Source organism: Pseudomonas sp. KSR10, from assembly GCF_022355455.1.
Lineage (GTDB): Bacteria > Pseudomonadota > Gammaproteobacteria > Pseudomonadales > Pseudomonadaceae > Stutzerimonas > Stutzerimonas stutzeri_E.
The window spans coordinates 238,215-262,149 of sequence record NZ_JAKOEN010000015.1; the positions used below are offsets into that span (position 1 = coordinate 238,215).

General features: G+C 67.0%; 4 protein-coding genes. All 4 read left to right on the top strand.

Going from position 1 to position 23,935, the window contains the following annotated elements; all coding sequences use genetic code 11:
* The first annotated feature begins 28 nt into the window (after positions 1-28).
* The gene (locus MCB86_RS06880) at positions 29-12,817 is read left to right on the top strand and encodes a non-ribosomal peptide synthase/polyketide synthase (RefSeq protein WP_239610411.1); all 12,789 of its coding nucleotides are present in this window, start codon (positions 29-31) and stop codon (positions 12,815-12,817) included.
* Positions 12,817-21,933 carry a non-ribosomal peptide synthetase gene (locus tag MCB86_RS06885; RefSeq protein ID WP_239610412.1) on the top strand — a complete coding sequence of 3,039 codons (9,117 nt, stop codon included), beginning with the start codon at positions 12,817-12,819 and terminating at the stop codon, positions 21,931-21,933. Before MCB86_RS06880 ends, MCB86_RS06885 begins: the two co-directional genes overlap by 1 nt.
* A gap of 58 nt (positions 21,934-21,991) precedes the next feature.
* A complete protein-coding gene (locus tag MCB86_RS06890; protein ID WP_345772238.1) occupies positions 21,992-22,942 on the top strand; it encodes an alpha/beta hydrolase in 951 nt (316 codons plus the stop codon).
* Positions 22,943-23,167: 225 nt separating this feature from the next.
* Positions 23,168-23,920 (top strand): FadR/GntR family transcriptional regulator, encoded by a 753-nt coding sequence (locus MCB86_RS06895; protein ID WP_045163721.1) that lies wholly within the window; start codon positions 23,168-23,170, stop codon positions 23,918-23,920.
* Positions 23,921-23,935 lie beyond the last annotated feature (15 nt).

Sequence of the window (23,935 nt, forward strand, 5' to 3'; positions counted from 1 at the left end):
GACACTCGCCGCGTTTCAAGGTGATGCCATGAATGATCGTTACGACGCTGCCGCCAACCTGCTCGAGGTGCTGTGCCAGCGCGCCGCCGAAACGCCACACGATATCGCCCTGCGCTTCATTGCCGAAGGGGTCGACGAACCGCTGACGTATCGCGCGCTGGACGAGCGCGCCCGGGATCTGGCCGTCTGGTTGCTACAGCATGGCCAGCCCGGCGACCGCGCCGTGTTGCTGTTGCACAGCAGCCCGGAATACGTGGCGGCCTTCTTCGCCTGCCTCTATGCCGGCATCATCGCGGTGCCGGCCTATCCGCCGGAATCGGTGCGCCCCCAGCACCTGGCGCGTTTGCGGGCGATCCTCGACGACGCCGAGCCCAGCCTGGTACTCACCGACTCCAGCCTTATCGACGCCCTGCGTCCGGCCTGCCAGCGGACCGGCGGTACCTCGCCGCAGCCGCTCGCGCTCGCGGTCGACCAGACGCCCACCGGCCTTGCGTCGGGATGGGGGATGCCGGAACTGAGCGATACGCACATTGCCTTCCTGCAATACACCTCCGGCTCGACCTCGACGCCCAAGGGCGTACAGGTCAGCCATGGCAACCTGCTGGCCAATGAGCGGTTGATCCGCCGTGGGCTGGACATGGGGGCAGATGACGTGATGGTCAGCTGGCTGCCGCTGTTTCATGACATGGGCCTGATCGGCGGCCTGCTGCAGCCGATCTACAGCGGTATTCCCTGTGTACTGATGTCGCCGCGCTACTTCCTCGAGCGTCCGCGGCGCTGGCTGGAGACGATTTCGCGTTATGGCGGCACGGTGAGCGGCGGCCCGGACTTCGCCTTCCGGCTGTGCTGCGAGCGCATCCGTGAGTCGGCGATGGACGGCCTCGACCTGAGCAGCTGGCGGCTGGCGTTCTCCGGTTCCGAACCGATCCGCCCCGATACCCTGGAGCGTTTCGCCAGCACCTTCGCCCCGGTGGGGTTCGATCCGAACGCGCTCTACGCGTCCTACGGCCTCGCCGAAGCGACCCTGTTCGTCGCCGGCGGACAGCGCGGCAAGGGCATCGGTCTGATGGCCGTGGATCCGACGGCGCTGGCCGCCAATCAAGGCCGTCCCGGCCAGGGCACCACCCTGGTCAGTTGCGGGCGTCCGCAACCGGGCCACGACGTGCAATTGGTCGACCCGGTCAGCGGTGAGACGGTGGCGCCGGGTGGCGTCGGTGAAATCTGGAGCAGCGGTCCGAGCGTGGCGCTGGGCTACTGGCGCAACCCCGAGGCCAGTGCACAGGTGTTCATCGAACGCGACGGCCGCACCTGGCTGCGCACCGGCGATCTGGGCTTCCTGCACAACGATGAGCTGTACGTGACCGGCCGGCTCAAGGACCTGATCATCGTCCGCGGCCAGAACCTTTACCCGCAGGATATTGAGCGCTGCGTGGAAGAGGAGGTGGACGTGGTGCGCAAGGGTCGCGTGTCCGCGTTCGCCGTTGAGCACAATGGTCGTGAAGGCATCGGCATCGCCGCCGAGGTCGGTCGCAGCGTGCGCAAGCTGGTGCCAGCCGCCACGCTGATCAAGGCGATCAGCGCCGCCCTGGCGGAAACCTTCCAGGAAGCGCCGCTGGTGGTGGCGTTGCTGGAGCCGGGCGCATTGCCGAAGACCTCAAGCGGCAAGTTGCAGCGCTCCGCCTGCCGGCACAAATTGGCTGACGGTACCCTCGATACCTATGCCGTACAGCGTGCCGGGGAGTCGTCGGTCGCTGATCCGGCGACTGTCATCCTGGCATCGCTGAATGAGGCCGAGCAGGCCATGGCCGCGCTCTGGTGCGAGGTGCTGCAGGTGCCGCAGGTCGCTCGCGACGACCACTTCTTCACGCTCGGCGGTGACTCGATCCGCGCCACCCAACTGCTGGCTCGCCTACGGGAACGCCACGGTCGCGCCGTGGACATGCGGCTGTTGTTCGAAGCGCCCGAACTGGGCGCGTTCGTCGCGGCCCTGGCCAGCCACGCGGCATCCGCTGAAGCACCGCGCAACGTGTCGCGCCTGGCGCGGGCGGATCTGTTGCCCCTGTCACCGGCCCAGCGCCGTCTGTGGTTCCTCTGGAAGCTGGAGCCGCACAGCCCGCTCTATCACATCGCCGGCAGCCTGACCCTGCTTGGCGAGCTGGATCGCCCCGCGTTGCGACAGGCATTCGCCGATCTGCTCGTGCGCCACGAAACCCTGCGCAGCCGATTCATCGAAGGCGCCGACGGTGAGGTCCAGCTGCGACTCGCCGAGCCCGGCGCGGTGCCCTTCAGCGAGATCGACCTGAGCGCCCAGCCGGATACCGCCGAGGCCGATGCGGCCTGTTTCGCCGCCGAGCCCTTCGATCTGGCCAGCGGCCCGCTACTGCGCCTGCGTTTGCAACGCATGGGTGAAGGCCGACAGACGCTGCTGCTATGCGTGCACCACATCGTCGCGGACGGGGCCTCGCTGAATCTGCTGCTGGAGGAATTCGCCGCCTGCTATGCGGCGCGCCTGCAAGACCGTTCCGCCACGCTGCCTGCGCTCGAGGTCCAGTACCTCGACATCGCCGCCGCTCAACAGCAGGCCCTGGATGCCGGGGAGGGCGCACGTCTGCTGGATTGGTGGCGTGCGCATCTGGGCGACGAGCATTCACCGCTGGAGCTGCCTTACGCCCTGGCCAGTACCCACAAGGCGGGGCGCCGCGCCGGTTTCGTCGAACAGCGCCTCGATGACAGCTTCGCTGCCGACCTGCGCGGCCTTGCCCAGCGTCATGGCGTCACCCTGGTCATGCTCCTGCTGGCCGCCTTCAACCTGCTGCTGCAGCGCTTCACCGGCCAGCACGACTTGCGCGTCGGGCTCACCCAGGCCGGCCGCGACCAGCTTGCCAGCGAGCGGCTGGTGGGCTTCTTTGTCAACCTGCTGGTGATGCGCTGTGACCTGTCGGCCAACCCGACCCTGGCCGGGCTGCTGCGCCAGGTACGTGACGGCTTGCTGGAGGCCCAGGCGCACCAGGGCCTGCCGTTCGAGCAACTGGTCGAAGCCTTGCAACCCGAACGTAGTCATGGCCGACATCCGTTGTGCCAAGTGGCCTATGACTACCAGGTGCGCACCGATCCGAGTCTGCCAGGCCTGGCCGTGGAAAGCCTGCGGCAGATCGACCTGGAAACGCCTTTCGACCTGGTCCTGCGCGTTCGTGAGAGTCGTGATGGCGTCGAGCTGAGCTTCTGTTACGCCGCCGAGCGGTATGCCGCCGAGGGCATGGCGCGCATGGCCGAGCAGTTCCTCGCGCTGCTGCGCGTTTTGCCGACCCAACCAGCCGAGTCGCCGCTGGAGGCCAGCGCCTGGCTCGATGCCGCGCTGTGGCGCGCCGATGCGCCGGTCCAGGACGCCACCTTCGAACCCCTGGCCGCGCGCATCGCCACCCAGGCTGCCGAGCGTCCTCAGGCAGTGGCGGTGCTGGATGATGAATGCGAGCTGAGTTTCGCCGAGCTGGACGCGCGCGCCAACCGCCTCGCCCAGGCGCTAGTGGCGGCCGGTGTCGGCCCGGAATCGCGAGTCGGCGTAGCCCTGCCGCGCGGGCTCGATATCCCGCTCGCACTGCTGGCCGTGATGAAGGCGGGCGGCGCCTACGTGCCACTGGATCTGGACTACCCGCACGAGCGCCTGAGCTGGCTGATGCAGGACGCCGGCATCGGCTGGCTGATCAGCCACGCCTCGCTGGCCGAGCGTTTACGCTCGACAGAGAACGTGCAGCGCCTGGATCTCGACCGCTTCGACTACGCCGGCTGGCCAGCCGAGTGCCCGCCGTCGCGGATCCATCCGGCCAATCTGGCGTACCTGATCTATACCTCCGGCTCTACCGGCCAGCCCAAGGGCGTGGCGGTAGCCCATGGCGAGATCGCCGCGCACTGCCGTGCCATCGGTCAGCGCTATGCCATGAGCCCGGCCGACCGCGAGCTGATCTTCATGTCCTTCGCCTTCGATGGTGCTCACGAGCGCTGGCTCACTGCGTTGTCCCATGGCGCCAGCTTGCTGGTGCGCGGCGAGGCGCTATGGACGCCGGAAGAAACCCTGGAACGCCTAAAGCGCCATCAGGTCACGGTCACCGCCTTGCCACCGGCCTATCTGCAGCAACTGGCCGAGCAGGCGGCGCGCCTCGGCCATGCGCCGAGCATGCGCATCTTCTGCTTCGGTGGTGATGCAGTGCCCGAAGCGGCTTTCGAGCTTGCACGACGCAGCCTTAAGGCCGAGCACCTGATCAACGGCTACGGGCCGACCGAAACGGTGGTGACGCCGTTGCTGTGGAAAGCCGATGCCACCGCGCGCTGCGGTGCAGCCTATGCACCCATCGGCGAGGCAGTCGGTGCCCGTGCGCTGTACGTGCTCGACGAACACATGCAGCCGCTGCCGCGCGGCGTGGCCGGCGAGCTGTACATCGGCGGTGAGATGCTGGCGCGCGGTTACCACCGGCGCCCAGGGATGACTGCCGAGCGCTTCGTCGCCTATCCGTTCGGCACGGCTGGAGGCCGTCTCTATCGCACCGGCGATCGAGTGCGTTGGCGTGAAGACGGGGTGATGGACTACCTCGGCCGGGTAGACCAGCAGGTGAAGATTCGTGGCTTTCGTATCGAGCCGGGCGAGATCGAAGCGCGCCTGCGCGCGCTGGACGGCGTACGCGAGGCGGCGGTGGTCTGCCGCGAAGGCGCGGGCGGCCGCCGGCTGGTGGCCTACGTGGCGCCGGTGCAGCCGATCGATGCGCTGAAGGCGGCGCTGCGTGAGCAGTTGCCGGAGTACATGGTGCCGGCGCAGATCCTCGGCCTGGAGCGCCTGCCGCTGAACGCCAACGGCAAGATCGACCGCAAGGCGCTGCCCGAGGTCGCGGAGGTAGCAGCCGACCACTATGTCGCGCCACGCGCTGGGCTGGAACATCAGCTCGCCGAATTGTGGGCCGGTTTGTTGGAGGTACCACGGATCAGCCGCGAGGACGACTTCTTCGAACTTGGCGGCCATTCGCTGTTGGCCACCCGGTTGGTGTCGCGGATTCGTCGTGACCTCAAACTGGATTGCCCGCTGCAGGTGATTTTCGAGGCGTCACGGCTGGATGCCTTCGCCACCCGTGTCGCTGCGCTCGGTAGCGGCGCAGGTCGGCCGCCGCTGCGTGCGCTGCCGCGCGACGGCGCCTTGCCGCTGTCGCCAGCGCAGAGCCGCCTGTGGTTCTTCTGGCAGATGGAGCCGCAAAGTGCGGCCTACAACGTGCCGGGTGCACTGCGCCTGCGTGGCGCGCTGGATGAAGCTGCATTGCGGCAGACCTTCGCTGCGCTGGTGGCGCGCCATGAAACCCTGCGCACTACCTTCGACGAGCGCGACGGCGAGCCGTGCCAGATCATCCATCCCCATGTGGAGCTGCCCCTGGCGCGCCTGGACCTGTCGACCCAGCCAGACGCAGAAGTTCAGACACGCCGTCTGGCAGAGGAGGAGGCCGCACGCCCGTTCGACCTGCGTGACGGTCCGCTGCTGCGCCTGACGTTGCTGCGCCTGGCCGACGAGGAACATGTGCTGCTGTTGACCCTGCACCACATCGTCTCCGACGGCTGGTCGATCCGCGTGCTGATGGATGAGTTCGCGGCGCTCTACCGTGCTGCCCTCGATGGCATCGAAGCACAGTTGCCGGTGCTGCCGGTGCAGTACGCCGACTACGCACAGTGGCAGCGGACCCTGCTCGCAGACGGAGAAGGCGAGCGCCAACTGGCCTGGTGGGTGGAGCAACTCGGCCGCGACAACCCGATACTCGCCCTGGCTACTGATCGCCAGCGTCCGGCCCAGCAGAGCTACCGGGGTGGCAGTCTCGGCTTCGAACTAGATGCCGAGCTCAGCGAGCGCCTCAAGGCCCTGGCGCGAAGCCAGGATGTCACCCTGTTCATGCTCTTGCTGAGCGCCTATGGCGTGCTGCTGCGCAGCTGGAGCGGGCAGGACGACCTGCGCGTCGCCGTGCCGGTCGCCAATCGCCAGCAACTGGAAACCGAAGGGCTGATCGGTTTCTTCGTCAACACGCAGGTTTTCCCCTGCCGGATCGACCCGCAGGCATCCTTCGCCGATCTGCTGGCTAGCCTCAAACCCCTGGCCCTCGGTGCCCAGGCGCACCAGGACCTGCCGTTCGAACAACTGGTCGAGGCCCTGCAACCCGAGCGCAGCCTGGCCTGGAACCCGCTGGCGCAGGTCAAGTTCAACTTCGGTTTCGATGTCAGTGCGCTCCCTGCTGCCGGCCCGCTGCGTCTGGAACTGTTTAGTGAGGAGCAGTACGGCGCGCGCTTCGATCTGGCCCTGGACATGGCCGAAGCCAGTGATGACGGCCGTCTGCGCGGTAGCTTCGTGTTTGCCCGGGATCTGTTCGACGCCAGTACCGTGGCACGCATCGCCGCCGTCTTCGTCTGGCAGCTCGAGCAGCTCTGTGCCCGGCCGTTCGAACCGCTCGCACGGCTGGCCCCGGCACCGGCCGAGGCACGTTCGGAACTGGCCGGAGAGCGTCGCCCATGGCCAGCCGCCGACGTTCTACGACTGTTTGCTCGCCAGCGCGATGCGCGCCCGGACGAGGCCGCGGTCGAGGCCTGGGATGGTCGCTACAGCTATGCCGAATTGGACGCCGCTGCCAACCGCCTGGCCCATGCGCTGCGAGCCGAGGGGCTCGGCCCTGGCGAGCGGGTCGCGTTGTGTGAGGCACGAGGCGCGCGCTGGGTGTTGATGCTGTTGGGTGTCCTCAAGAGCGGCGCCGCCTACGTACCGCTGGACCCGGCGCTGCCGGCCGCTCGCCTGCAGGGGCTGCTGGTCGAGAGCGGGGCGCGGCGCGTGCTGGTGGGAAATGCCGAAATCGCCGCGATCTTCGGTGATGCCGCGCTGCAGGTGGATGCCGATGGTCCACAGAACTTCCCGGCCCAGGCGCCGTCCCTTGTCATCGACCCGGCCAGCCCGGCCTACGTCATCTTCACTTCCGGCTCCAGCGGCCAGCCCAAGGGCGTGGTGGTCAGCCATGCGGCCCTGGCCAACTACGTCCAGGGTGTACTGACGCGCCTGGATGGCCAGCCCGGTGAAGGCTGGGCGATGGTGTCTTCGGTAGCGGCCGATCTCGGCCATACCAGCCTGTTCGGTGCCCTGTGCAGCGGTGGGCGGCTGTGCCTGGCGAGCGCTGATGAGGTGGGGGATGCCGAGCGTTTCGCGGCATTCATGCAAGGGCGCGCCGTGGATGTGCTGAAGGTTGTCCCGAGCCATCTCGCCGGCCTGCTGGCTGCTGCGCCGCAACCGGCCAGCGTGCTGCCGCGTCGCCTGCTGGTGGTCGGTGGCGAGGCCACCAGCGGGCCGCTGTTGGCCCGTCTGCGCGAGCTGACGCCGGCGCTGCGGGTGGTCAACCACTATGGCCCGAGCGAAACCACGGTCGGTGTGCTGACGCATGAATGGCGTGCAGGTGATGCACTACCGGACGGCAGCCTGACCATCGGTAGGCCGCTGCCGAATGTCCACGTGCGAGTCGTCGATTCCCAGCTCGCCAGCCTCCCGCTGGGCGTCCCTGGTGAACTGCTGATTGCCGGTGCCGGGCTGGCCGAGGGTTATCTCGGCCAGCCGGAGCTGACGACTGAGCGCTTCGTCGAGCTGGACGGCGAACGCCACTACCGCAGCGGTGACCGCGTCCGGCTGCGCGCCGACGGCGAAATCGAATTTCTGGGCCGTCTCGACGAGCAAGTGAAGATCCGCGGATACCGGGTCGAGCCTGCGGAGCTGGCCCAGGTCCTCAAGCGCTTGCCGGGCGTTCGTGATGCGCAGGTGTTGGCCGAACGTGAGGGCGACGGCCCGCTGCGCCTGCTGGCCTGGTGCGTGGCCGACGGTGACGCCGAGACGCTGCGCCAGGCCTTGGCCGCCGAGGTACCGGAATACTTGCTGCCAGCGCACCTGATGCTGCTGCCGGCGCTGCCGCTGACCGCCAATGGCAAGGTCGACCGCCAGGCGCTGCCGCGTCCGGGCGCTGCGACCGTGCACGACGAGCAACCGCTGAACGAGCTGGAAAGCCAGCTGGCGGCGATCTGGCAGGCCGTGCTCAAGGTCGAGCGAGTGGGCGCCGAGGATAACTTCTTCGAATTGGGCGGCGACTCGATTCTCAGCCTGCAGATCATCGCGCGCATCCGCAAACTGGGCTTCAAGCTCAGCCCCAAGCAGCTTTTCGAACGGCAGACCGTACGCCAGCTGGCGCAATGGCTGGAGGTCCGCGCCGTGCCGACGGCCGTTCCGACGACGGTCGTCGCGCCCGCCAACAGCGAAGCGCCGCTGGCACCGGTGCAGGCACGTTTCTTCGAGCGTGTGCCGGCGGCACTGCGTAACCACTGGAACCAGGCGGTGCTGCTGGAGCCACGGGAAAAGCTCGATCTCGACGTGCTGACTCGGGCCCTGCATGCCCTGCTGGAGCGCCATCCGTCGCTGCGTCTGCGCCAGGACGGCGATAGCCCGCGCCTGCGCATCGCCGAGCTCGGCGCGCTCGACTTGACCTTGCTCTGGCGCCGTCGTGCTGCCGACCAGCAGACGCTCGAACGCTTGTGCGACGAGGCCCAGCGTAGCCTCGATCTGCGCCAGGGTCCGCTGCTGCGCGCCATGCACGTCAGGCTGGAGCAGGGCGGCGAACGGCTGCTGCTGGCGATTCACCACCTCGCAGTGGATGGGGTGTCCTGGCGGGTGCTACTGGAAGACCTGCACAGCGTCTATCGAGCCGCCCGTTCCGACCAACCCATCGTGTTGGCGATCGAGGGTGACAGCCATGCCGTCTGGGCTGTCCGCCAGCAGGCGCTGGCGGCGAGCCCGGCGTTGGCCGCCGAGTTGCCATACTGGCAGGCGCAACTGGCGGATGCTCCGTGCTTCCCGCAAGCAGTGCCCGATGCGCCGACGACTTGGCGCGAAGCGGAGCAGCGGCACGTACAGCTGGACGTAGCCTCTACTGCCGAGCTGCTTGGCCCGGCCCTGGCTAATCAACGCCTGCGGATCAATGACCTGTTGCTAACGGCCTTAGGCCGCGCGCTGTGCGACTGGACCGGCGCGGACGAGGCGCTGCTCGAAGTGGAAGGTCACGGCCGCGATGCCTTCGACGAGGGCGAGCCGCTGGAACTGTCGCGCGCGGTCGGCTGGTTCACCAGCCTTTACCCGTTGCGCCTGCGTCCGACCGGCGAGCCCGGTACGGCGTTGCGTGCGGTGAAGGAAGCGCTGCGGGCGGTGCCGCGCGCCGGTATCGGCTATGGCGTGCTGCGCTACCTGAGTGACCATGCCGACGTTTTGAAAAGCGCTGGCCAGCCCCGTGTCACCTTCAACTACCTCGGCCAGTTCGATCAGCAGTTCGGCGCGGAGGCGACATTCCATCCCGCCAGCGAGTCCGCCGGCCGCAGCCAGTCGGACATTGCACCCCTGGGCAACTGGCTGGTGATCAACGGCCGCGTACTCGGCGGTCGTCTGAAACTGGAACTGACCTACAGCCGCGCCATGTTCGCTGGCGAGGCCATCGACGCGCTTGTTCAGGGCCTGGAGCAGTCGCTGCTCGGGCTGTTGGCCCACGTGAAGGAGGCCGAGCCGCGTCTTTCACCAAGCGACGTGCCATTGGCAGGGCTGGACCAGGCCGCGCTGGACAGCCTCGCGCTGCCCGTAACCAATCTGGATGACCTCTATCCGCTGTCGCCGATGCAGCAAGGGCTGCTGTTCCATGCCCTCGATGTGCCGGGCTCGGGCCTTTACATCAACCAGCTGCGGGTCGATCTGGACGGGCTCGATGCGTCGTGCTTTATCGCTGCTTGGCGACAAGTGATTGCCCGTCATGCCGCATTGCGCACCGGTTTCCTGGTAACCGAGGGCGGCGCACCCTTGCAGTTCGTGCTGCGCCAGGCCGAGTTGCCGGTACGCGAGCATGACTGGCGCGAGCGCGGCTTCGATCCGGCGGCAGCGGATGCCTTGGCCGATGCCGAGCGAGAGGAAGGGTTCGACCTGGCCGCGCCGCCGCTGCAGCGTGTGACTCTGGTGCGGCTGGGCGAGCACCGCTATCACCTGATCTGGACCTGCCATCATCTGATCGCCGACGGCTGGAGCAGCGCTCGGCAGATCGGCGAAGTACTCGCGCTTTACCGCGGCGAGTCGTTGCCGGCGCAGATTGGGCAGTACCGCGATTACATCGCATGGTTGCAGATTCAGAACGCCGATGCCGGCGAGCGCTTCTGGCGCGAGCGGCTGGCCGACTTCGAGGAGCCGACCCTGTTGGCCGGCGCGTTGAGTCAGGCAGCCGACGAGCCCGCGCGGGAGGTGAACAGCCGCTTGGATGCCAGCGCGACACGTCGCCTGCAACAGTTCGCCCAGGCCCAGCGAGTGACCCTCAATACACTGCTACAGGGGGCCTGGCTGTTGCTTTTGCAGCGCTACACGGGGCAGGCGCGACCCTGTTTCGGCGCCACCGTCGCTGGCCGCCCGGCCGGATTGCCGACGGCGGAAAGCCTGCTCGGGCTGTTCATCAACACCTTGCCCATCGTCCATCCGGTCGAGCCGGAGCAGGGTGTTGGCGACTGGCTACGCGATCTACAAGCGTTGAACCTGGATGCCCGCGAGTTCGAGCATAGCCCGCTGCACGATATCCAGCGCTGGGCTGGCAAGCCGGGGCAGGCGTTGTTCGACAGCATCCTGGTATTCGAGAACTTCCCCATGGATGCCGTCCTGGCGGGCGGCGGTGATGGCCTGAAAGTCCTGAGTCAGAAACCGCTGGAAAGCACTCACTTCGCTCTGGCCCTGGTGGCCAGCGCCGGCGAGTGTCTGGATGTGCGCTACGCCTACCGGGCAGACCGCCTGGCGGCGAGCCAGGTGGAGCGCGTGCGCGAGCACTTCGAGCGCTTGCTGCTGGCTCTGGCAGAGGACGCTGGCCGCCGTCTGGCCGAGTTGCCGATGCTGGCAGAGACCGAGCGCGAGCAACTGCTGCAGGGCTGGAATGCCACCGAAGCGGCGTTCCCTGATGCCGTTCAATTGCAAACGCTACTGGAACAACAGGCCGCGCGCCAGCCGGATGCCCTGGCGCTGCAATTCGGCGCACAGCGCCTGAGCTACCGCGAGCTGCACAGCCGTGCCAACCGCCTGGCACGCTGGCTACGCGGGCAGGGTGTGGGGCCGGATGTACTGGTAGGTGTGGCCGCCGAGCGTTCCGTCGAGCTGGTGGTGGCGCTCTTGGCCATCATTAAGGCCGGTGGCGCCTACGTGCCGATGGACCCGGATTACCCGCGCGAACGCCTGGAACACATGCTGGCCGATAGCGGCGTGACGCTGCTGCTGACCCAGGCACATCTGCGCGACACGCTGCCGGCCTCGAACGCCCGGCTGTTTTGCCTGGATAGCGATTGGTCGGACGTAGCGGCACTGGACGACAGCGACCTGCCAACCCTCGGCACGCCGCAAAACCTGGCCTACCTGATCTACACCTCGGGTTCGACCGGCAAGCCAAAAGGCGCCGGCAACAGCCACGCGGCGCTGATCAACCGCCTGCACTGGATGCAGAAGCAATACCGCCTGACTAAAAACGACCGGGTGCTGCAAAAGACCCCGTTCAGCTTCGACGTCTCGGTCTGGGAGTTCTTCTGGCCGTTGCTGACCGGTGCGGCGCTGGTGGTGGCCGAGCCTGGAGCGCATCGCGATCCCTTGGCGCTGCGCCAGGTGATCAACGCGGGCGAGGTCAGCGTGCTGCACTTCGTACCGTCGATGCTGCAGGCCTTCGTCGCCTCCGGCGAGCTGGAGCAGTGCTCGTCGCTCAAGCAGGTGATGTGCAGCGGCGAGGCGTTGCCCTACGAGCTGCAACAGCAATTCCGCCAGCGTCATCCGGCCAAGCTGCACAACCTCTACGGCCCGACCGAGGCGGCCATCGACGTCAGCTACTGGGCTTGCGAGGAGGAAAACCCGCGGCACATCGTTCCGATTGGCCGGCCCATCGACAACCTCAAGCTGTACATCCTCGACGCCTGGCTGGAGCCAGTGACGCCAGGTGTAGCCGGTGAGCTGTACATCGGCGGCGTGGGCTTGGCGCGGGGTTATCACGCCCGGCCGGGGCTGACCGCCGAGCGCTTCGTCGCCGATCCATTCAGCGAAGGCGGGCGGCTCTATCGCAGCGGCGACCTGGCGCGCTGGCGCGAGGACGGCGCCATCGAGTACGTCGGCCGCATCGACCATCAGGTGAAGATCCGCGGGCTGCGCATCGAACTGGGCGAGATCGAGGCCCGCTTGCAGGCCCATCCGCAGGTGGACGAAGCGGTGGTGGTGGCGCGTGACACGCCGCAGGGCAAGCAACTGGTGGGCTACGCCGTGGCGAGCTGCGACGGCGACCTGCTGCGCCAGGCACTGGCCGAGCAGTTGCCGGACTACATGGTGCCGACGCGCATTCTGGTGCTGGAGGCCATGCCGCTGTCGCCCAACGGCAAGCTGGACCGCAAGGCGCTGCCGGAACCGGAGTTCGGCTCCACGGCAGCGGGATACGTCGCCCCACGCAACGATCTGGAGCGTGAGCTGGCGGCGATCTGGGCGCAGGTGCTGCAGGTCGAGCGGGTCGGCATCACCGACGACTTCTTCGCGCTCGGTGGGCATTCGTTGCTGCTGACCCAGGTCGGCATGACGCTGCGCAACCGCCTGGGCGTCACGCTGCCGTTGCACCGCCTGTTCGAATTGAATTCCATCCAGGCGCTGGCCGCCCACCTGCAGGCGCAACAGGACAGCGCGCCGCCGGAGAACGCCGAACTGGACCTGATGGATGAGTTGCTGGGCGAGCTGGAGAACTTCTGATGACGATGCTAGATGCGCAAACCGAACAACTGCGCGTGATTGCCGAGCGCCTGGGCGCGCTCCCGGAAGAACGACAGCTGACCTTCCTGCGTCAGTTGCGGGAAAAGGGGGTGAGCCTGGAGCGCTTGCCCATCGGCCGCCAGCCCTGCGAACGCGCGCCGTTGTCGCCGGCGCAGAGCCGCCTGTGGTTCCTCTGGCAGATGGAGCCGGACAGCGCCGCCTATAACATCCCAGCGGCGGTTCGCCTGCGCGGCGTATTGGACCGTTCCGCCCTGCGTCGCGCCTTCGAGGCGCTGGTGGTACGGCATGAGAGCCTGCGCACGCTGTTTCGCGACGAGGGCGGTGAGCCGCTCCAGGTGATCCTGCCCTCGCTGCCGTTGGCGCTGGTCGAGAAGGATCTGTCGGCGCTGCCTCAGACTCAGCGTGAAGCCAGCGCCGGTGAGCACCTGGAGCAATCCGCCCGGCGCCCGTTCGACCTCGCCGAAGGCCCGCTGCTACGGCTCGACCTGCTGCGTCTGGACGCCGATCATCAAATCCTCCTGCTGACCCTGCATCACATTGTCTCCGATGGTTGGTCCATGGGCGTGCTGATCGACGAGTTCGCCAAACTCTACAGCGCCTTCGCCGAAGGTCGGGAGGCCGATCTCGCTCCGCTGCCGATCCAATACGCCGACCATGCCCGCTGGCAACGCTTGTGGATGGCGGCTGGCGAGGAGCAACGCCAGCTCGACTACTGGACCCGGCGCATCGGCGATCCGGCGCTGGTGTTGACCCTATCCAGCGATCGCCCGCGTCCGCCAGTGCAAAGCTACCGGGGCGCCGCGCAGAACTTCGAGCTACCGCTGCCGCTGGTGATCGGCCTGCGCAGCCTGGCACGCGGTCAGGGGGCGAGCCTGTTCATGGTGCTGCTGGCGGCGTTCGAAGTGCTGCTGATGCGCTACAGTGGCCAGCGCGAGTTGCGCGTCGGCGTGCCGGTGGCCAACCGGGGCCGCGCCGAGTGCGAGCGGTTGGTGGGCTTCTTCGTCAATACCCAAGTGTTGTGCAGCGAAATCGACGAGCACGCCTCGTTCGCCCAGTTGCTCGGCGAGGTGCGCCAGGCCGTGCTGGATGCCCAGGCGCATCAGGAGCTGCCCTTCGAGCGGCTGGTGGACGTGCTACAACCAGAACGTAGCCTGAGCCACAACCCGCTGTTTCAGGTGGCCTGCAACCATCTGCCGAGCGCCCGCGACGCGTTGCGCGAACTGCCCGGCGGCGAGGGCGGTCGGCTGACGCTGGAGAGCCTGACGCTGGACGTCGGCATCGCCAAATTCGACCTGATGTTGCAGACCGAGGAGGGCCGTGACGGGCAGGTGCGCGGTCAATTCGTGTACGCCACCGACCTGTTCGATGCGTCGACCATCGAGCGTCTCTGCGGACACTTTCTCAACCTGCTGCAAGCGTTGGTGGCCGATCCGCGGCAGCCGGTGGGGCAGTTGCCGATGCTGTCAGAGACCGAGCGCGAGCAACTGCTGCACGGCTGGAATGCCACCGAGGCGGCGTTCCCTGATGCCGTTCAATTGCAAACGCTACTGGAACAACAGGCCTCGCGTAGCCCGGATGCCCTGGCCTTGCAATTCGGCGCACAGCGCCTGAGCTACCGCGAGCTGCACAGCCGTGCCAACCGCCTGGCACGCTGGCTACGCGGGCAGGGTGTGGGGCCGGATGTACTGGTAGGTGTGGCCGCCGAGCGTTCCGTCGAGCTGGTGGTGGCGCTCTTGGCCATCATTAAGGCCGGTGGCGCCTACGTGCCGATGGACCCGGATTACCCCCGCGAACGCCTGGAGCACATGCTCGCCGACAGCGGCGTGACACTGCTGCTGACCCAGGCGCACCTGTGCGAGGCGTTGCCTGAGTCGAGTGCTCGACTGTTCTGCCTCGACTGCGACTGGCCGCAGGTGGAAGCGCTGGATGGCGGCGATCTGCCGACTCTCGGCACACCGCAGAACCTGGCCTACCTGATCTACACCTCCGGCTCCACCGGCAAGCCGAAGGGCGCCGGCAACAGCCACCAGGCCTTGATCAACCGTCTGCACTGGATGCAGAAGCAATACCGCCTGACTGAAAACGACCGGGTGCTGCAAAAGACCCCGTTCAGCTTCGACGTCTCGGTCTGGGAATTCTTTTGGCCGCTTACGACCGGCGCGGCGCTGGTGGTGGCCGAGCCAGGCGCGCACCGCGATCCGCTGGCCTTGCGTCAGGTGATCAACGAGGGCGACGTCAGCGTGCTGCACTTCGTGCCGTCGATGCTGCAGGCCTTCGTAGCCTCCGGTGAGCTGGAACAGTGCTCGTCGCTCAGGCAGGTGATGTGCAGCGGCGAGGCATTGCCCTACGAACTGCAACAGCAGTTCCGCCAGCGCCTCGCTGCCAAACTGCACAACCTCTACGGCCCCACCGAGGCGGCTATCGACGTCAGCTACTGGGCTTGCGAGGAGGAAAACGAGCGGCACATCGTGCCGATCGGTCGGCCCATCGACAACCTGCGCCTGTACATCCTCGACGCCTGGTTGGAGCCGGTACCGCAAGGCGTGGCCGGTGAGTTGTATATCGGTGGCGTGGGCTTGGCGCGGGGCTATCACGCCCGGCCGGGGCTGACCGCCGAGCGCTTCGTCGCCGATCCGTTCGGCGAAGGCGGGCGCCTCTATCGCACCGGTGACCTGGCGCGCTGGCGCGAGGACGGGGCCATCGAGTACGTCGGCCGCATCGACCATCAGGTGAAGATCCGCGGCCTGCGTATCGAGTTGGGCGAGATCGAGGCACGGCTGCAGTCTCATCCGCAGGTGGAAGAAGCGGTGGTGGTCGCGCGTGACACGTCGCAGGGCAAGCAGCTGGTGGGCTACGCCGTGGCGAGCTGTGACGGCGACCTGTTGCGCCAGGCCCTGGCCGAGCAAATGCCGGACTACATGGTGCCGGCGCGGATTCTGGTGCTTGAGGCCATGCCGCTATCGCCGAACGGCAAGCTGGACCGCAAGGCGCTGCCAGAACCCGACCTCAGCCAGCCGCAGGCCGATTACCAGGCCCCGGTGACGGCGCGCGAAGTATTGCTGGCGGATATCTGGCAGGGCGTGCTGGGTGTGCAGCGCGTCGGCCGCGAAGACAACTTCTTCGAGCTGGGCGGTGACTCCATCGTCTCCATCCAGGTAGTCAGCCGCGCCCGCCAGGCGGGATTGCAGCTCAGCCCCAAGGACATGTTCCAACATCAGACCCTGCGCACTCTGGCGGCGGTCGTGCGGGACGCCGCGGTGCAAGACGTGCAGGGGCCGGAGCAGGGTGAAACGCCGTTGCTGCCGATCCAACGGGCATTCCTCGCCACGCCCATGCCGCGCCGTGCTCATTGGAACCAGGCGCTGTTGCTGGAGCCCCGGGAAGCGCTCGATCCTCGGCGGTTGGCCGAAGCTTTGACGGCATTGGTCGCTCATCACGACGCCCTACGTCTGCGTTTCGCCGCCGACGGCCTTCACGCCGGGCATGCCGAGCAGCCGGATCCCGACCTGCTCTGGCTGCGTGAGGCGGCGGACGCCAGCGAGCTGCAAAGCCACTGTCACGCCGCTCAGACCAGCCTCGACCTGGCGCGTGGCCCGTTGCTGCGCGTCTTGCTGGTGACCATGGCCGACGGCAGCCAACGGCTGTTGCTGGCGATCCATCATCTGGTGGTCGATGGCGTGTCCTGGCGCATCCTGCTGGAAGATCTGCAGGCGCTCTACCGGAACCAGCCCTTGGCACCGCGCAGCAGTTCGTTCAAGCGCTGGGCGCAGCACCTGGGTGAATGGGGCGGCAGCGAGGAAATGGCGGCGGAACGAGCCTACTGGCGTGCTCAACTGGAGGGCCCCGCCGCGACGCTGCCCAATGCCCGCACTGACGTCCGCCTGGTCGAGCGGGAGGCGTATACGCTGCGTCTGGAACTGGACGAAGCCAACACCCGCGCATTGCTGCAACAGGCCCCGGCGGCCTACCGCACCCAGGTCAACGATCTGCTGCTCACGGCTCTTGCCCGCACGTTGTGCGCCTGGACCGGCGCCGACAGCGCCTCGCTGATGCTGGAAGGACACGGCCGAGAAACCCTGTCCGAGGACATCGACCTGAGCCGCACGGTGGGTTGGTTCACAAGCCTCTATCCGGTGCGTTTGCATGCCGGTGGCGAGCCAGCCGCGGCGATCAAGTCCGTCAAGGAACAGCTGCGCGCGGTTCCGCGGCGTGGTCTCGGCTACGGTTTGCTGCGTCATTTCGGCGAGGGCCTGGATGATCTGCACGAGCCGCGCGTGACCTTCAACTACCTCGGCCAGTTCGATGCCAGCTTCTCCGACGATGCACTGCTGCGGCCGGCCAACGAAAGTGCAGGGCCGAACCGCGATGGCGAGGCACCGCTGGGTAACTGGCTGAGCATCGATGGGCAGGTACTCGATGCCCGCCTGGGCCTGCGCTTCACCTTCAGCCGCGAGATGTTCGAGGTCGCGACAATCGAGCAATTGGCCGGCCGCTATCTTGACGAGCTGCGCGCATTGATCGCGCATTGCCTCGAAGGCGAGGCGGGCGGGGTGACGCCGTCGGACTTCCCGCTGGCCGGCATCGATCAGGCGCAGCTCGATGCGCTCGACTTGCCAGCGGTGCAGATCGAGGACCTCTATCCGCTGTCGCCGATGCAGCAAGGCATGCTGTTCCATGCCCTCGACAACCCGGGCTCAGGGCTCTACGTGAACCAGATCAGCGTGGCGGTGGAGCATCTCGACCCGTCGCGTCTGCAAGCCGCTTGGGCTCAGGTAGTGGCCCGCCACGAAACGCTGCGCAGCGGTTTCCTCTGGCAGGGCGGTTTGCGCCAGCCGCTGCAGGTGGTACACCGCCAGGTGCCGGCCGAAATACGGGTGATCGAGGAAGAGACGGACGTCGTCGCCTTCGCCGAACGCGACCGTGCCGAAGGCTTCGATCTCGCCCGGCCACCTTTGCAGCGCATGAGCCTGCTGGCGTTGGGCGATGGCCGCTGGCAACTGATCTGGACCATGCACCACCTGCTGACGGACGGTTGGAGCGGAGCGCAGCTGATCAAGGAGGTGCTGCAGGTCTATGCCGGCGAGTCCTTGCCGTCGCCGATCGCCCGCTACGCCGATTACATCGCCTGGCTACAGCGCCAGGATGCGGTCGCCGCCGAGGCCTTCTGGCGTGAGCAACTGGCCGGGCTGGATGAGCCAACACTGCTGGCAGATTGCTTGCCGCGTCCGGCGGAGGGCAGCGGCCATGGTGTCACCTACAGCCGCTACGACACGGCCGCCACCGAACGCCTGCGTGCCTTCGCCCGCCGCGAGCGGGTGACACTCAATACCCTGTTGCAGGCGGCCTGGCTACTGCTTCTACAGCGCTACACCGGCAAGCGCCGAGTGGCTTTCGGCGCCACGGTCGCCGGCCGGCCGACGAATCTGCCCGGTGCCGAGGGGTTGCTGGGGCTGTTCATCAATACCTTGCCGGTGGCCCAGGCGCCGGCGGCGCAGGCCGAACTCGGCGACTGGCTGCGCGAGCTGCAGGCATACAACGTCGAAGTCCGCGAGTACGAATACACGCCGCTGTACGACATTCAGCGCTGGGCCGGGCACAGTGGCCAGGCGCTGTTCGACAGCATCATCGTGTTCGAGAACTATCCGGTCGACGAGGCGCTCAAGCAAGGCGGCGGCACAGGCCCGCGCTTCGGCGAGCTGGTATCCAAGGATGTCACCAGCGTGCCGATGGACCTGGCGATACGGCTCGGTGATGGCCTGGAAATCGAGTACCAGTACCTGCGCAGTCACTTCACGGACGAGGCGGCGTTACGTATTCGCGCCAATCTGGAACAGATCCTTGCCTCGATGCTGGAGGGCGGCGACCGGCGCATCGCCGATCTGGCTTGCTTGAGTGTCGCCGAGCTGGACGCCCAGGCGCGCTTGCACGGCCACGCGCAGGCCGTTGAGGACTTCGAGCCGGTGCACCTGGCGATTGCCCGGCATAACCGCGAGCGACCGGAAGCGTGCGCGCTCATCAGTGAAGGCGTACGCCTCGATCGCAAGGCACTGGAGGAAGGCTCCAACCGCCTGGCGCGGCGCCTGATGGCGCTTGGGGTCGGCCCCGAGGTGCGTGTCGGTGTGGCCCTGCCGCGCGGTGTCGAGCTGCCCTTGGCGCTGCTCGCGGTGCTCAAGGCCGGCGGCGCCTATGTGCCGCTGGATGCCGACTACCCACGCGAGCGCCTGGCCTTCCAGATGCAGGATGCCGGCATCGCCCTGTTGCTTACCGACAGTCGTCTGCGCGACCGTTTGCCCCTGCCCGAGGGTGTCGCTTGCCTGGAGCTGGACGGGCTCGAGTTGTCCGGAGAGCACGCCGAACTTCCGCAGGTATCGTTGCAGCCGGGCAACCTGGCCTACCTCATCTACACCTCCGGTTCCACCGGCCAGCCCAAGGGCGTGGCGGTGGCCCATGGCGACATCGCCATGCATTGCCGTGCAATCGGCGAGCGCTACGGGATGGGCCCGAACGATCGCGAGCTGATCTTCATGTCGTTCGCCTTCGACGGTGCCCATGAACGCTGGCTAACCGCGCTTAGCCACGGCGGTAGCCTGCTGATCCGCGGCGATGCGCTGTGGGCACCGGACCAGACCCTGGAGCAACTGCGCGAGCATGCGGTGACCGTCGCCGCGTTTCCGCCAGTCTACCTTCAGCAATTGGCCGATCAGGCCGCGCGTGTCGGGCATGCCCCGAGCATGCGGATCTACTGCTTCGGCGGCGATGCGGTGGCTGAGGCGGCCTTCGAGCTGGCCCGTCACAACCTGCGTGCCGAACATCTGATCAACGGCTACGGGCCGACCGAGACCGTGGTCACGCCGTTGCTCTGGAAGGCTGATGCAACGACCCGCTGTGAAGCGACCTATGCCCCCATTGGCACGGCGGTCGGCTCGCGCCGGTTGTACATCCTCGACGAAGCGCTGCGCCCAGTGCCGTTGGGTGTGGCTGGCGAGCTGTACATCGGCGGCAGTGGCCTGGCGCGTGGCTACCACCAGCGTGCGGCGCTGACTGCCGAGCGTTTCGTCGCCGATCCATTCGGCGAGCCGGGTGGCCGCATGTACCGCACCGGTGACCTTGTGCGCGGTCGCTCAGACGGGGTCGTCGAGTATGTCGGGCGTATCGATCATCAGGTGAAGATCCGCGGCTTCCGTATCGAGCTGGGCGAGATCGAAGCCCGCCTGCAAGCCCATCCGCAGGTGCGGGAGGCCGTGGTGGTCGCCCGTGAAGGTGCGAGCGGCAAGCAGCTGATCGGCTACGTGGTCGGTGACGTCGATGGCGACACCTTGCGCAGCTATCTGCGCACGCAGCTGCCGGATTACATGGTGCCGGCCCAGATCCTGGCGTTGCAGTGCCTGCCGTTGTCTCCGGCCGGCAAAGTCGACCGCAAGGCGCTACCCGAACCGAGCTGGGAAGGGAGCGGCTATGTCGCGCCGCGCAACGACGCCGAGCGGATGCTGGCGGCGATCTGGGCGCAGGTGCTGCAGGTCGAGCGGGTCGGCATTCACGATAACTTCTTCGACCTGGGCGGTGATTCGATCCTCAGCTTGCAGGTGGTGTCCCAGGTGCGCCAGGGTGGCGATCCGGCGCTGGACATTCGCCTGCGTGATCTCCTCCAGTACCAGACCATCGCCGCGCTGCTGGAACGGCGCGACGCACAGCCCGCCCTCGCGGCCGAACAATTCACTGCATCGGCAGCGCAGGATGGCGACTGCTTCGGCCTGCTGCCGATCCAGCAATGGTTGTTCGAACAGGGCCTGCAAGAGGCCGACCATTTCAACCAGTCGGTGCTGCTGGCGTGCCGGCAGCCGCTGGACTGCGAACAGCTCGAAGCGGCGCTGCGCGCGGTCCTCGGTGAGCACGGCAGCTTGCGTCTGGCGTTCCAGCGGGGCGCGGACGGTCAGTGGCGCCAGCGTCTGCAAGGCATGGACGCGCTCCGGCTGGATGAGGATCCGCTGCTGTGGGTCCGGCCGGCGGCCGACCCCGCGGCGATGGTGGCCATCGCCAATCAGGCCCAGCGCAGCCTGTCCATCGCCGACGGACGCCTGTTTCGGGCGGTCTACAGCGAAATGGACGACGGTAGCCGACGTCTGCTGCTGGTGGCGCACCACCTGGGGGTGGATGGGGTGTCCTGGCGCATCCTGCTGGCGGAGCTGAAACAGACCTACCGGCGCCTGTGCGAAGGGCAGGCAGCGAGCTTTCCTGCACCGAGCTGCAGCTACCAGGCGTGGGCCGATGGCTTGCGCGGCTATGCCGGGCATCCCCGCCTGGCGGCGGAACTGCCTTACTGGCTGGCACAGACCGAGCCGGCCGGATTGGTCGATCTGCCTCGCGACAACCCGCGTGGGCACGCCCGGGTGGCCTATCGCGAGCAGGTGCAGTGGAGCCTTGCGCCGGAGCAGACCGAGCGACTGCTGAAGGTCGCCCCGGAGGCCTATCGGACGCAGATCAACGATTTGCTGCTGACCGCTCTGGGCCGCACACTGTGCCGCTGGAGCGACAGCGCCTCGGTGCTGGTCGGCATGGAAGGTCATGGTCGTGAGGACCTGTTCGATGATCTGGATCACAGCCGCACCCTGGGTTGGTTCACCAGCCTGTTCCCGCTGCGCCTGACACCGGGCGAGGGCGGTTACGCTGAAGCGATTCCGGCGGTCCGTGATCAGCTGCGCGCCTTGCCGCAGAGGGGCATCGGCTACGGCGTGCTGCGCTATCTGGGTGACGAGTCGACACGTCGACGCCTGGCGGAGCGGGCGCAGCCGCAGGTCATCTTCAACTATCTGGGGCAGTTCGATCAGGGCTTCGACGACCAGGCGCTGTTCGCGCCGGTGCAGGAAAGCGCCGGTGATGCCTACGCCGCCAGCGCGCCGCTGAATGCATGGCTGGAGATCGTTGGCCAGGTCTATGAGGGGCGATTGAGCCTGCGCTGTGTGTTCAGCCGACGCCTCTATCGCCGTTCGACCATCGAGCAGCTGATGGCCGGGCTGCAGGAAGAGCTGCAGGCGGTGATCGAGCATTGCTGTGCGACGCACGGTGAACGCCAGGAACAGGCGTGCCTGCCCGCATGAACCATTCATCAATCAACTATCCAGCGCTGGTCCGGCGACATGCCGGGCCGGCGATCCCTTGAGTGAGGTTGCAATGCTGCATCAGGAACTTTCCGCTTTTCTCGATATGGTCGACGAACGCCGCCAGAGTGGGCGTCCGGCCCTGCATGAGTTATCGGTCGAGCGGGCGCGAGAGGAATTCGAGGCCGCTTCGCAAGCCTTGAAGGCCGGTGCGCCTCGGATCCCAGTGGAGCAACTTGAGCTGGAACTCCCAGGGCGAACCCTGCCTGCGAGGTTGTACCGCCCGACGCCGCAAAGCTCGGCGCCGGTAGTGCTGTACTTCCATGGGGGTGGGTACGTGGTTGGCAGCCTGGAGTCCCACGACGGTTTGTGTCGGACCTTGGCCGAGGCCTGTGGCTGTACGGTGCTGGCGGTTGGCTACCGACTGGCGCCGGAGCATCCGCTTCCCGCCGCGCCTGATGATGCGCGGGCGGCCTGGGAATGGCTGCGGGTTCGGGCCGCTGGACTCGGCATTGATCCAACCCGGGTGGCGGTGGCTGGCGACAGCGCCGGCGCCACGCTGGCCAGCGTCCTGGCGGCGCAACTGGCGGCGGAGGGCGGCCCATTGCCCTGTGCGCAACTGCTGTTCTACCCGGCGGTGGATGCCCAGGATGGAAGCGAATCGCGCGAATTGTTTGCCGACGGTTACCTGCTGGAGAGCGCCACGCTGGAGTGGTTCTACCGACAATATGCACCGGAGCAGTCGCAGCGGTGTGACTGGCACTGCTCCCCGTTGTATGCAGGCGAACGGCTGCGCGGCAGCGCCGCGGCGTTATTGCTGATCGCCGAGTTCGATCCTCTGGTGGACGAGGGACTGGCCTATGCGAAGGCGTTGCAGGAACAGGGCGTGGATGTCGAGGTGACGCTTTGCCGAGGGTTGACCCACGACTTCCTGCGCATGTCCAGCCTACTGCCCGACGTGGCCGCGTACTTCCACCAGATCGCCCGCTTTCTTCGCGAGCGCTGGTGACGGGAAGAGCCAGGCTTGCACCTACGAAAGCGTCGGAATCATTGAACCTGTCATCGGGTAAGACCCGCCGCGTTCCGCGCCCCTTTCGCTGTCTTCTCAAACGGCGAGATGCCCCGTCAGGTTTGGATACGACGCTGGCTTACCTATATCCGGTCGTCGGATAGTCATCGTACAACCACTGGGCTATGATACAGATTACTTCGCTTCAATGAGATCGATGTGTCCATGGAAAACCAGAGCGCTCAACCACGCGTCCGCCGGAAGCACCGCAGTCTTGCACAGGAACTGGTCACGGAGCTGTCCCAGCAGATACGCGACGGCCTCATCAAGCGCGGAGACAAGCTGCCCACCGAGTCTGCAATCATGCAGGCGCAGGGTGTAAGCAGGACGGTGGTGCGCGAAGCGATCTCACGCTTACAGGCGTCCGGTCTGGTGGAAACGCGTCACGGCATCGGTACCTTCGTACTCGACACGCCCAGTACCACGGGTCTTCGCATCGACCCGGCAACCATCGGCACGTTGCGTGACGTATTGTCGATTCTCGAGCTACGTATCAGCCTTGAGGTCGAGTCAGCCGGGTTGGCGGCGATGCGTCGCACTCCAGAACAACTGGCGGCGATGCGCGCGTTCCTGGATTCGCTGCAGCAGAGCGCGGCACTGTCCAGCGAAGCCGCGGTTTCCGATTTCCAGTTCCACCTGCAGATTGCCGAGGCAACCGGCAATCGCTATTTCACCGACATCATGAATCACCTCGGCACAGCGATCATTCCGCGCAGTCGACTCAATTCGGCCCGCCTGGCGCACGATGACCAGCCGCACTATCAGCAACGCCTCGGCCGAGAGCATGAGCAGATCTACGACGCCATCGCTCGCCAGGATGCCGAATCCGCTCGCGCCGCGATGCGCCTGCACCTGACCAACAGCCGCGAGCGGCTGCGCCAGGCGCACGAAGAGGCTGAAACCGACAAGGTTGGGTGAACCTCAGCGCTGGTT

Excerpts from the sequence above, each read along its gene's own strand:
- MCB86_RS06880 (WP_239610411.1), top strand. The coding sequence starts at position 29 with ATGAATGATCGTTACGACGCTGCCGCCAACCTGCTCGAGGTGCTGTGC.
- MCB86_RS06885 (WP_239610412.1), top strand. The coding sequence starts at position 12,817 with ATGACGATGCTAGATGCGCAAACCGAACAACTGCGCGTGATTGCCGAG.
- MCB86_RS06895 (WP_045163721.1), top strand. The coding sequence starts at position 23,168 with ATGGAAAACCAGAGCGCTCAACCACGCGTCCGCCGGAAGCACCGCAGT.